Raw genomic sequence first — 12,051 nt, 5'->3', positions numbered from 1 at the left:
CCTTTCTTTCATATAAAATAACTTGGATTTTCTATACTTAAATAACCCACCAGTTCCAGCAATTAAAGCAACCAAAACAGCCAGCGCAACCTACGCAACGTCCACCACAACCGCCACATCTACCACCACCACAACCGCCACAGCGTCCACCACACCCTCCGCATCCGCCGCAACGACGTGCATCGTCTTGAATGTAGTAGTATGGATATTGACTTTGTTGTTGATCCCAATACACAACATTACCAGTTTGATAATCATTAAGGTTTAATGTTTGTAGTTCATGTTGAAACTGATTCATTATGAAACCCTCCATTTATAAATGTAAATTCCGTCCAAATATTAAAGTTAATAAATTCTTTTAAACAAAGTAGAAACAAGACTATAGACTAAATGCGTACATCAACAAAATATGAACTTACACTAGGTGATGTACCTTGTTTTTCAGCCTATTTTCTTTATATTCATTCGATAGACGTATTTACTATAAATAAAGTAATTTAAAAATTACTAATCCAACAATTTAGTAGTTCATCATTTAACTTTCTTTCTAGTAATTCCTTTACTAAAGGCATTGGCATGATTTCATAATGATTTAAGGCTTCTTTATTATAATCTATCCAGTGAAATGCTAAATGAGACTCGCTAGATTTCGGTGTTAAGTCCGTATGTAAATCTTGTGACTCTACTTCAAAAATGTGATTAATTTCATGATGAAGCACTTCTTTATCTTGCCATTGATGTTCTATAACTCCTAAAAATCGTTTTATACTGCAGTTTGCTCCAAGTTCTTCTCTTAATTCTCTTTTTAATGCATTCTCTGCTGATTCTCCAATTTCAACATGGCCACCAGGTAAAAAATAATGATGGCCGATATATTCAGCAACTAATAATTTTTCATCCTTTATCATGACTGCTCGTACAATATAATGGAATTTACTTTTCAATTGATATTCCTCCTAGTCATTCAATCTATACTTGTTCAAATTTCACGCCTTTACTTCATAATAGTTAAACAAATAAACGATACACTTGCTCACCATCATACTCCTGTCCTAATGATATGAAACCATATCGTTCATATAATTTCTTTGCAGAGAGATTATCTTTATGTACGGTTAATCTTATTTCTTTACACGATTTAAAAGTATTTTTTATTATATCAATACTTTCTTGTAATGCTGCTTTTCCATAACCATTACCTTGCTGCGATTGATCAATAATAAATCCGTTAATCCAATACATATCCGATGTCTCTATTACAACAGCATGCATAACAAAACCAACCATAAGCTCACCATCGTATATAGCAAATGGTATGTACTCTACATTGTCACCATCTGGTTTTATATATACTTTAGCAAGTGAAACTGCTACAGCGGGGACAAATTTTCTTTGATCTTCTTTAACTTGTAACTTTAATGCCTCTTCCCAATTTTCTCTCGTAACAACCTTTAACTGGACATTCAATATTGTAAGCTCCCTTATATAGAGGATGTATGTTTATATTCAACGTAGTGAAATAATTCCCTTTTTCGACAGCAACTTATAACATGATTTTTATAAAATCTTGAATGAATTTTTGTTCATCTATTTCTAGTGCTATATGTGCTCCATCAGATATAGAGCTAGGGCGAAAATCAGCAAATGTTTGCCCTTTCGTATCTCCGTATGTATCTACATTTACTGTACGATGCACAAATTCAAAAAAACTTGGATTTACTAATCCACTTATTGCAACCACATCATGTAGCAAAGGTCCTTCGATAGATGGATTAAGCTTTTGGTATGCGGATAGATAGTAATCATACATTGGTTTCATTATCATATGAAATGGATTCTTTGTATTAGCTTGAATATAGTTAAATACATTTGGTGTTAACACAGCTTTGTTTGTTACATTTAAAGGGAATATTAATAAATTCTTTGCTTGATGGAAAATAATTTTACTTGCTATAGGATCTCCATACACGTTTGCCTCCGCTAATGGTGTTACATTTCCTACTTCTAAAAAGACGCCACCCATGAAATAGATTCCTTTTACATTCAGCATTAAGTCACTCCATAAATTAAAAGCAATTGCTAACGAGGTAGATCTTCCTACATCGACAATCGTTAAATCTTTTCCGTACTTTACAAGAATCGCAGCGATACTACCAAAATTGTATATTGGAATAGATAATACGCTTTCTGGAACATGGATGGGCCCTAATCCTTCTGCCCCGTGAATTTCAGGGTAGTACGTAGTAATTTCTTCTGTAAGTGGTTTTGTTGCACCACTAATGACAGGAATGTCTTGTCTATTTGCTAACTGTAAAATATACGCTGCATTATGTGCAGCATGTATATGCTCAACATTTCCGTATCCAGTTACAATACCTACAATTTCAATTTCGGGATGCAGTAAACCATACATAATGGCAAATGAGTCATCAATACCTGGGTCTCCGAAAAATAATACTTTTTCCAAGAAATACTCTCCCTTCATAAAAACATAGAGTCATCAATAACTATGTATATGAAAAAAGCAAGTAGATCTATGCGAATTTTAGAATGGATAATGTTTTACAAAACATTAAAAAGGAACTAGCGTATGCTAATTCCTTTCTTAAGTAACCATTCTCAAATTTAATTAATTATCGTTTCCTTCATAAATTGCATCATTTATTTGATTTTGTATTTTTTTATCATCAGGTACAGGTTTCCACCAATTTCCTGTAATAAATAACATAGTTAATAAATTATAACTATCACTAAAATAGCTTTCTCTCTTATTCTTCATCCAATCCCAACCGCTATTTACCCACTTTTGATTATTGCTACTCGTTATACTTGCAGCAATAAACGGTGAAACAAATACAGCAGTTGGATAACTACCAATATTTGATCCGTTTAATTGATAACCATCCACAATTTTTGAAGGATTTCCATTCGTTTTATTTTGAATCCATGAAGAGACTTTATCAGAAATGACTTTACTTCTTTTCTCGCCGTACATCGCATAGTCCATTACAATTCTCAATGGTACCCGACTAGCATTGTAATAATATGCATTTGTATATTCTGACTCATCTAAGAAATCTTTAGGTGCGGGTTGTGGTGGGTTTTTTACAACAAAATCTGAAATAAGCCCTGTATTTGGAGAGTACTTATTACTAAATTGCGTATAAACATCGTACAAATTATTAATAACAGTAAGCCAAGTTTTATCACCTGTAAATTCATAAAAAGCTCTAAGATGTGACATCATCCAATCAGATGGTCTCGTATCAAGTGAACTTTTAGAATCCCAATCTCCTAAATTTAGTCGGTTATTATTTGTAACATTACTAGCTTTAATACCTTTTGTAATCATGTCTTGTGCTTCTTTCAAATAATTAACTGTTCCATTAGATCCCCACTGCTTATGAGCAAGAAGAAGAGAATACGCAATATCTAAATCTCCATCAGTAGCAGAATCAAAATGACCTTGTGCTTTTTTACTATCTGCGACAACCCATCCCATTAAATTAGGATTTTGAGAGCTTTTAAAAGTTCTTGCTGTTTTAAATAAACCGTCATAGATTTTTTGAGCATTCGAATCATAACCAGCCATTAATACTGTAATTATCATCCCATACCCTTGACCTTCTGAAGTTCCAAGTGGCTTAAACCCATCCGCATCACCTGTAATCTCTCCTTTTACGTAATAACCACCAGGTAAAGAAGATAAATCATTTTTCAAATATTTCTTTTTCCAATTATCGTAGTAACTTCTTACAGAAGCATTTAAACTTTCCTGTGTAACATGATTCGGTTTTATAACACCTGCATAATTAACTTGCTGGGGAAATGGTTTCATTTCCTTTGCAGCAGCTACTTGTTGATTAACTACGGGAATAGAATTTTGTATTGAATTGTCCGTTACACTTGCTGCGAAACTAGAATTAGAAAAACTAGCTAGTCCGATTCCTACAATAGAAATACATGTGAAAATTTTTCTTTTTCCATTCATTATGTTGTCAGCTCCTTTTAAAATGCTTACTACATAAAATGTAACATACAATATTTAACTGAAATACAAAATATTATATTTATCAACATAAGAAAGAAACTATATAAAAAAGTATCATAAAATCATTATTGAATTACATTATACGGATTGATTATTTGCTAAATTCCTATGTTTTTCTTTTCTTAATATTGGTATATGAGCAATTACAATTCCAAGTATAGTAATTCCTCCGCCAATTATCGAAACTAAAGTTGGCACTTCTCCTAACCATATCCAAGCAATGAAACACGCAGTTATTGGTGTTAAATATAGAGAACTTGTTGCTTCAGAAGCACCAGCACGAGATATAATATAGGCCAATGCAATATACGGGAGTACTGTTGGAAAGACACCTAAATATATAACGCTCAAGTTAACTTCAAGAGGAGCTGCTAGTATTTTTTGATAAACTCCGGGTAAGAAAATAAGCATACATACAGTACTAGACAAAATTGTATATATGGTAAATGGTAAGAAGCCGTATTTTTTTAAGTAAGATGTTTGAAAAACGAAAAATAGACTTTCTGAAATCGCCGCTAATAATATAAATAATCCCCCGCTATTCAATTGAATAGCGTCGCCTTGGCTAAATGAAATTAAGGCAATTCCTGCAAAACTCATTACACCACTGATCCAGCCATTTAATTTCATTTTTTCATTCAAAAAAACAGAAGCAAGAATTGCCGTTACTATTGGAGTGACTGAAATGATTAAACTTGCAGATCCAGCATTTACTGTTTTTTCGCCGTAGTTTAATGCGATGTGATAAATAGTAAATCCTAGAGCACCAAATATGAAAATTGCTGGGATATCCTTTAAATGTGGTAGTCGTAGTTTGTATATAAATGAAAATAACAAAAGTATAAATGAGGCGATTAATAAGCGTAGTAAAGTAAGGTGTTCAGGCGTATAAGATTCAAGCCCCATACGAATTGCTGGAAAAGCAGTTCCCCATATAAGAATTGTAAAAGCGTGAGCACATATAATGCGTAAATCCCATTTTTTATTATGCATATTTTCTCTCCTTCCCTAAAAACCAACCATTTTTAAATTACCAATTATTTCTTTTCATCATATTTAATAGTTGATACAATGTCTTCAACCAGTTATTTATCGGAAAAACCAACCACTTTGGATCTTTTAAATTAACGAAGGAGTTTTTTATATGACAACCGATAAAAAAATGCCCAAATATCGGCAGATAATAGACTATATGAAAGATAAAATAGAAAACGGAGAATGGCCAATTGGAAGTAAAATCCCTAGTCAGCGGCAGTTAGCAAAATTATTTAATGTAAATCGAAGTACTGTAATTACTGCGCTAGATGAACTTATGGCAGATGGTTTAATTCAAGGACAAATCGGAGCAGGAACAATTGTAATGAATAATACATGGTCATTATTAGCAACTAATCCTCCGCCCGATTGGAGTGAATATGTAAAAGCCGGTATTCATAAGCCAAGTAAGTTAATGGTGCGAGAAATAAATGAAGCAGAAGCAAATAAAACGCTTATCCATCTTAGTAAAGGTGAACTTGCACCTCATCTTTTCCCGCTCGAAACTATGCAATCTATAATAAAAAACGTCAGTGAGGAATTAGATTATTTCGGATACGAAGAACAAAAAGGTTTTTATCCGTTACGTGAAGCAATAAGCAAATATGTAAGATCATTTGGAATACATGCATCACCGGATTCTATATTAATAGTCTCTGGTGCACTCCAAGCATTACAATTAATATCGATTGGTCTATTACATAGAAAATCAACTGTTTTACTTGAACAACCTTCTTACTTATATTCACTTCATGTTTATCAATCAGCAAATATAAATTTATCCGGTATATCAATGGACCATCACGGTATTTTACCTAACGACTTATTAAAACGAATTAAATATAGTCAAAAGAATAATATTTTATATTCAATCCCTTGTTTTCAAAATCCAACGGGGATATTGATGTCCAAAGAGCGAAGAAAAGAAATATTAAAAATATGTGAAAAGGAGCAGTTGCCTATCATCGAGGATGATATATACCGAGAGTTATGGATTGATGAATCACCTCCAGCTCCTTTAAAGTCGATGGATAAACATGGACATGTATTATATATTGGTAGTCTCTCTAAAACACTTAGCCCAGGACTTAGAATTGGATGGATAATCGGACCAGAACCCGTTATTGATAGATTGTCAGATATAAAAATGCAAACAGACTATGGATCCAGCTCTTTATCTCAAAGAGTAGCTGCTGAATGGATAAATGAAGGTTTTTATGAAGAACATGTAGCAAACGTAAGAATGCACCTGAAAGAGCGAAGACAAATAATGATACGAGCTTTAAATAAATATTGTGCAGATATTGCATCGTGGGATATTCCTAGTGGTGGATTTTTTATATGGCTAAAGGTTGTACATAACATTCCGATGAAAAAACTATTTTCAGAGGCTTTATCAAAAGGAATTCTTTTAAACCCAGGACGTATTTATGAAGAAGAATCAGATCAGTACATTCGTTTATCATATGGATATGCTTCACCAGAACAAATGACTAACGGTATTAAATTGCTCAGTGAATTAATTCGTAAGTTAACAGCATAAAAAAATCCTCTTTTGTTTTTGGAGGATTTTTTACGTATCTTATTTACCACAATTTCATTTCCTGCCCTAATAAAATAAGTTTTTCATAAGGATCTCCGTCAATATTTAATACTTGAGCAAAAGCAGGTTCTGTTTTTAAACCTTGTTCCTTTAAGCGAATAACTTCTTCCCTTATATGCGGATGCTGCATTAATAGCATGTGCTCCACTATCATGTGTCTATATGCATTTTGATTACGCACTGGCTTAGGTTGAGCAAATAATTCAAATTCAAAACCTTCGAATTCAAAATTCACCTTTATCGATTCAGTACCTTTAATTTTTTTCTTTTTTATGTTGAACCCTCCATAAGAACCATATAAAGATCTCATTTCCTGCTCAAAAACATCAAAGTTATATACTTCCATTACAATATCTAAGTCAGATTGAGGAGTATCAATTCTTATGGGGATTGTCCCGCAAAGAACGGGATTATATAAAGCTAAATCCTCCATTATGTTTAGGCTATTCAAAACATCATATATTTTTTGTTGCTTGTCATTGCCCGATTGTAAATATGTAATAGATGTAAACATAGAAGTCTCTCCTTCATTTAACATAATAATCATCTCACTAAATTTGAGAAAACATTTAAATCATTGGTTTTTGTTCTAGGAATACCTTTATTTCAATATATTAAGCCGAACTAACTATATTTTTCAACTTTTCTCCTATACTGCAATACTATAAAAATAAAAAAGGAGGAATTATTATGAGCATTTTTAACATTCTTTTAACCATACACATACTATTTGGAACAATATGCTTAATCACTGGAATTGTAGCGATGGTTGCCAAAAAAAAGAAAGGAAAACATACCGAATGGGGCGAAATATATCATGCATCCTATGTTGTCATCACCCTTACGGCAATAATATTATCCATTATCAACTGGGATAAAATCGCATATTTATTTTATGTAGCAATCTTCTCTTATTCATTTGCAATTTATGGATACCTTGCACGAAAAAAACGTTGGAAAAATTGGCTCCATCACCACATTAGAGGCATGTTAGGTTCTTATATTGGTGCAGTCACCGCACTTTTAGTAAATGTCGGCATCCATATTCCCATTATAAATTTACTTCCGCCTATATGGTTTTGGTTTTTACCGACCTTAATTGGTATCCCCCTCGTAGCCAGTGTATCAAAAAAATATAAAAAGCGTAGTTGAAATTAATTACATTTTGATTACTTTCTGATTATTAGAATGAAAAATTATACTCTATGTATCACAAATGATATTATGAATGCTCGTCCTATGAATATTTAAAATAAAATGCCGCCCAGCAGGACGGCTCTTATTTTTACTTTACAAACGTAACATATTCACCAGAAACCCATTGATTTCCACCAACATTATACCAACCATCTTTATATCCAAACGATTGATATTTTTCACCTTGGTACACGTTTTTCACAATGCCGTAATTTGTTCCTGGGCCGGTACGAACACGCAATACATCCGCGATTATAGTAACTACACCTACACCATCGTTTGATGATTGTGAAGTTGCTGGTACATTTCCTCCCGTATAACGAATGTATGATGGATCGTTATAAATCCACTGATCGCCACCTAGATTTAACCAGCCATTTGATTGTCCAAATACTTTGTAGGACTCTCCTTTCCCTAATTGACGAATAACGCCATATCCAGTACCGGGTCCTTTTCGTAAATTTACATTACTACCGTTAATATAAGCAACCCCTACACTATCATTCGACATGGGAGGAGTTGCTACGTTTTGAGCACCTTTTCCAAAAGTATCCGTTCCATACCCTTTGTAGTTATATTGCAAATGCGGGCTATCCACAAATCCTTTCCAGTCACCGCCCCATTCAAAACCAATTTGTTTAGCATAACGAATTGCTGATGCCCACGGTTCTTTATTATAGCCATTCCAATCTTCTGTACCATTCGACTGAATTGGAACAAAATCTAATGCCTGTCCTACTAAGTGATATGATCGCATCGTTTGTGATGCTCCTTTACGAACATATTCACGTTGTTGCTCGACCGTACGGATTGTTTCATAAATTAATACTTCAATTCCATTGTCAATACAGTACTGATACCACTTAAAAGCTGCAGCTTTCGTATTATCCGCTAAGTTATTCAGATTATTTACATTTCTAGTGTGGTATTTCAATATGCAACATCTCCTTTTCTATTATCATATGCAAAACTCGTCTCATGGGTTGTACATATACCTAGAACGAAACGAAGTACAAATACATAAGAAGCCAATTCATCTAAAAAGATTTTCATTTCTAGCTTCAAACTTTGTAAACTGAAATCGAAGCAATAAAAAAACCGCAACCCAGGTCTTCTAGTTGCGGTTTTTGGTATTTTCTTTTTATATGCAACATGCCATCTTGCATTATTAATCCTAATATATAGGTTGTGTAAATTTTCCCTTTATGAATAACACTTCTTATTCATGACTTTTCAAATCCAATATGGAATGTAAACGATCCGGATAATTAGTAAACATCCCGTCGACTCCCCATGAAAGTAACTTTTTCATATCTTTTTCATTATTTACTGTAAATGGATGAACTTCTAATCCGTTTTTCTTTATTTTATTTACATAATCTGAATCAATATATTTGTAATTCATACCAAGACCTATGCAGTACGTTTTATACTTTTCTATCTCTAATTCTGTTAATTGAACTGCTTTTTTATATGGTAATAATTGTACTAAAGATATATTACTATTTAAGCTATGAATCTTTTGCAGACTTTCTTCACTAAACGATTGAATAATAACTTTATCCTGTATTTCGTAGTGATTAATAATTTCTAATAATTTTTCTTCCATTCCTGGATATTGATTAGGTGATTTTGTTTCAATATAATAGTGTGCGTTATGCCCAAACGTTTCAATAATTTCTTTTAATGTTGGAACTTTAGCATTTTCAAATTCTTTCTTTTCTAAGTTCGGATATTTTTCGTTGAAAAAAGAACCTGCATTTAGTTGCTTTATTTCTTCTAATGTATGCTCTTTCACTAGCCCTGTACCATTTGTTGTACGGTTTAAGGTTTCGTCATGCATAGCCACTAAATGTCCATCTTTTGTCATTTGGAGATCAATTTCTATATAATCTCCATTCATTTGTTGGCCTAATTGATATGCCTCTATTGTATGTTCAGGTGCGAACGCAGAAGCACCTCTATGTGCGATATTTTTTATATGATTTGATTGATTAATAGCTTTAGTATACTTATGTTCATTTATTTTCTGAAAAACAAAGATACTTATTACTATAAAGGCACAAATTATTGTAACGAGATATATCTTTTTCATAACAATTTATAAGCTCCTATATAAAGACGATTTAACTTGAATGATTTACTCAATTAAATGTCGATTTTCCAATACAGTCATTTTGCCGATAGCTTGAAATCCTGATTTTTTATAAATATTGATTCCATCTGGTGAAGCTTGTAATACACAATACGTATTTTTAAATTTTTGTGCTTCTTGCAGAAGGAAATTGAACATAGTAGATCCGAATCCTCGTCCTCTCATTTCTTCTTTAGTTGCTATGTCATAAATACCAATACTACCTTTTGAATATATCAATGAACCAACAGTTACGACTTCACCTTCATAAAATCCTAAAAATAATTTCATATTCTCACTGTTCCATAAATCAAGATTAGAAATTTGATTATAGAATGCTTGTACATGTATACCTTCTTCTGATGTGCCGAATAGATCAGCTAACGTTTCTCCAAATTTATTTATTTGTCCAGGTGAAGATGCTTGTTGAATAGTAAAACTTACTGGCATGTTTATTGTTGGGGAAATTGTTTTTAAGTCTACTACCATCGCAATATTCTGTTCCGCTTCTTTTAAACCGATTTTAATTAACTCGCTTTTTATATCCCGCTCTTTCTCCTCATCCCATAACCAAACACTCATTGGAAAATTTCTTTGATAATAGTATTCTACCTCTTTATATAATTTCTCGATCCCTTCCGTTAAATTATTGTTTAGTAGAGTGATGATATTAAATGTATCGGCAGGTAATCCACAATCAACAGCAATATAATCTTTCGTTTTTTTTATACTCATTCCGGGCACAAATTGTGCGACATATGAAGTTTTAAATGCAAAGTTATCTATTAGTAGTTGTTTATAATTCATCAATAGTTCTCCTTTTCATAAAAAGTAACACTCGAATTCTTCTATATTAAATATAACATATTAGAAATTTATCATTTTCTATAAAAAGTACCTCTTTAAATTGTGCTCAATAGTTTAAAATAATTAAAAATGATATAACGTTGTCGGAATGAAAAAAGTGGTATATAATAAATATTAACATTACTAGTAATTATTTTAGGTATTCCTAGAATAAAGGAGCGATACATATGAAAATTACTATTTATTTCGGAAGTCATGAAGATCAAGATGTTCGTACTATGGACTGTCATTTAGATGTAGAAGATACAGAAGAGATTGTTTCTGTATCATAATATAAATAGTTAGGGTAAACCCTATTCCTTACAGCGTTTAAGGCACCTTTTATAAGGTGTCTTTTTTGTTATATTTTCATCAAAAACCCTTTACTTTATAGCGTTTTAATAGTAAAATATAAATATACGAACAAACGTTCTTTTTTTATTTTAAACGTACATGAAGGGATGATTTTAACAATGGCTCCATTAAAGCGCAGAGGAAGAAAAAAGCAAGCACCTATTATTTCAAATACAGGCTTTATCGGCTCTGTCTTTATTGATACATTGGAGTTACAAAAGAAATCCTATTATTTCGCTCGTAAAAAACTTCAAATTGTTCATCACGTACTAGATGGTCTCTCAGGAGCAACAAGTGCTTTATTTAAAGAACATAACATTTCAGCATACATGTCATGTGTGTATTTACATAAACAAAAGAAAATTGGTTTTGTTCTTTCAACGAAACCATTTGAACAAAGTGATGGCGTTGCTTATTTTGTAAATTATTTAATCGAAAAGAATTTTTACGGCGGCCATGACGAAGATGTAGAATATCAAGAAGTATTTAATACAGGTTTTATCGGTGTAGTATTCGCTGATTTATCTAGTATAGATCGCTTTAATTTCGAGTTTGAAATGGGTATGCTAACGAAATTAATGAAAGATATGATTATTCCGGTTAAAGAACTCTTTTTACGCCATAATGTACCGGCTTACATCTCCACTTCTCACTTAGAAGAACAAAACAAATTAGGTTTCGTTCTCTCTGTAAAGCCATATGACGAACGCGCTGAAGCAGATTTATATTTTGAAGCATATTTAAAAGAACGCGGATTATTTATTGGTGATGAAGAAGATGATATTGATAAGATTGTCATTAGAAAAACCGCTGAATTACGATAGAAAAGCG

At 32.5% G+C, this 12,051-nt stretch carries 13 protein-coding genes; 3 read left to right on the top strand and 10 right to left on the bottom strand.

All coding sequences use genetic code 11. The annotated features are described in order from the left end of the window. Positions 1 to 37: 37 nt before the first annotated feature. From RT27_RS27795 to RT27_RS27770, 6 genes are all read right to left on the bottom strand, one after another. Complete coding sequence (locus RT27_RS27795) at positions 38 to 298, bottom strand: heterocycloanthracin/sonorensin family bacteriocin (RefSeq protein ID WP_001071343.1); 261 nt, start codon at positions 296 to 298, stop codon at positions 38 to 40. Positions 299 to 497: 199 nt separating this feature from the next. Beyond that, positions 498 to 944, bottom strand: a complete 447-nt coding sequence (locus tag RT27_RS27790; protein ID WP_029442475.1) for an NUDIX domain-containing protein — start codon at positions 942 to 944, stop codon at positions 498 to 500. Positions 945 to 1,008: 64 nt separating this feature from the next. Continuing rightward, positions 1,009 to 1,467 (bottom strand): GNAT family N-acetyltransferase, encoded by a 459-nt coding sequence (locus tag RT27_RS27785; protein ID WP_029442474.1) that lies wholly within the window; start codon positions 1,465 to 1,467, stop codon positions 1,009 to 1,011. A gap of 76 nt (positions 1,468 to 1,543) precedes the next feature. Then, positions 1,544 to 2,467: a nucleoside hydrolase gene (locus tag RT27_RS27780; RefSeq protein ID WP_043938408.1), complete on the bottom strand. Its 924-nt coding sequence runs from the start codon at positions 2,465 to 2,467 to the stop codon at positions 1,544 to 1,546. A gap of 162 nt (positions 2,468 to 2,629) precedes the next feature. Beyond that, positions 2,630 to 3,991 carry a glycosyl hydrolase family 8 gene (locus RT27_RS27775; protein WP_043938407.1) on the bottom strand — a complete coding sequence of 454 codons (1,362 nt, stop codon included), beginning with the start codon at positions 3,989 to 3,991 and terminating at the stop codon, positions 2,630 to 2,632. A gap of 138 nt (positions 3,992 to 4,129) precedes the next feature. After that, complete coding sequence (locus tag RT27_RS27770) at positions 4,130 to 5,044, bottom strand: DMT family transporter (RefSeq protein ID WP_043938406.1); 915 nt, start codon at positions 5,042 to 5,044, stop codon at positions 4,130 to 4,132. A 151-nt stretch (positions 5,045 to 5,195) separates the two neighbouring features. Between RT27_RS27770 and RT27_RS27765 the strand changes: the two genes are divergently transcribed. Then, positions 5,196 to 6,629, top strand: coding sequence for a PLP-dependent aminotransferase family protein (locus tag RT27_RS27765; RefSeq protein ID WP_043938405.1), 1,434 nt, complete (start codon positions 5,196 to 5,198; stop codon positions 6,627 to 6,629). A 43-nt stretch (positions 6,630 to 6,672) separates the two neighbouring features. Here RT27_RS27765 and RT27_RS27760 read toward each other — a convergent pair whose 3' ends face one another. After that, positions 6,673 to 7,203, bottom strand: coding sequence for a DUF4269 domain-containing protein (locus RT27_RS27760; RefSeq protein WP_029442469.1), 531 nt, complete (start codon positions 7,201 to 7,203; stop codon positions 6,673 to 6,675). 176 nt (positions 7,204 to 7,379) lie between these two features. Here RT27_RS27760 and RT27_RS27755 point away from each other — a divergent pair, with 176 nt between their 5' ends. Next, a complete protein-coding gene (locus RT27_RS27755) occupies positions 7,380 to 7,841 on the top strand; it encodes a DUF2306 domain-containing protein (protein WP_016081401.1) in 462 nt (153 codons plus the stop codon). Between the two features lie 133 nt (positions 7,842 to 7,974). On the opposite strand, the gene RT27_RS27750 is transcribed toward RT27_RS27755, so the two are convergent. The 3 genes from RT27_RS27750 to RT27_RS27740 all read right to left on the bottom strand — a co-directional run bounded on the left by RT27_RS27750 (position 7,975) and on the right by RT27_RS27740 (position 10,827). Next, positions 7,975 to 8,820 (bottom strand): M15 family metallopeptidase, encoded by an 846-nt coding sequence (locus RT27_RS27750; RefSeq protein ID WP_029442468.1) that lies wholly within the window; start codon positions 8,818 to 8,820, stop codon positions 7,975 to 7,977. Positions 8,821 to 9,105: 285 nt separating this feature from the next. Then, the gene (locus RT27_RS27745; protein WP_043938404.1) at positions 9,106 to 9,981 is read right to left on the bottom strand and encodes a glycerophosphodiester phosphodiesterase; all 876 of its coding nucleotides are present in this window, start codon (positions 9,979 to 9,981) and stop codon (positions 9,106 to 9,108) included. Between the two features lie 45 nt (positions 9,982 to 10,026). Further along, positions 10,027 to 10,827, bottom strand: a complete 801-nt coding sequence (locus RT27_RS27740; protein ID WP_029442465.1) for a GNAT family N-acetyltransferase — start codon at positions 10,825 to 10,827, stop codon at positions 10,027 to 10,029. Between the two features lie 512 nt (positions 10,828 to 11,339). Here RT27_RS27740 and RT27_RS27735 point away from each other — a divergent pair. After that, positions 11,340 to 12,044, top strand: a complete 705-nt coding sequence (locus RT27_RS27735; RefSeq protein ID WP_000035355.1) for a hypothetical protein — start codon at positions 11,340 to 11,342, stop codon at positions 12,042 to 12,044. Positions 12,045 to 12,051 lie beyond the last annotated feature (7 nt).

The organism is Bacillus sp. L_1B0_5, from assembly GCF_000836715.1.
GTDB classification, from domain to species: domain Bacteria; phylum Bacillota; class Bacilli; order Bacillales; family Bacillaceae_G; genus Bacillus_A; species Bacillus_A thuringiensis_S.
This window is presented reverse-complemented; position numbering and strand designations above follow the sequence as displayed.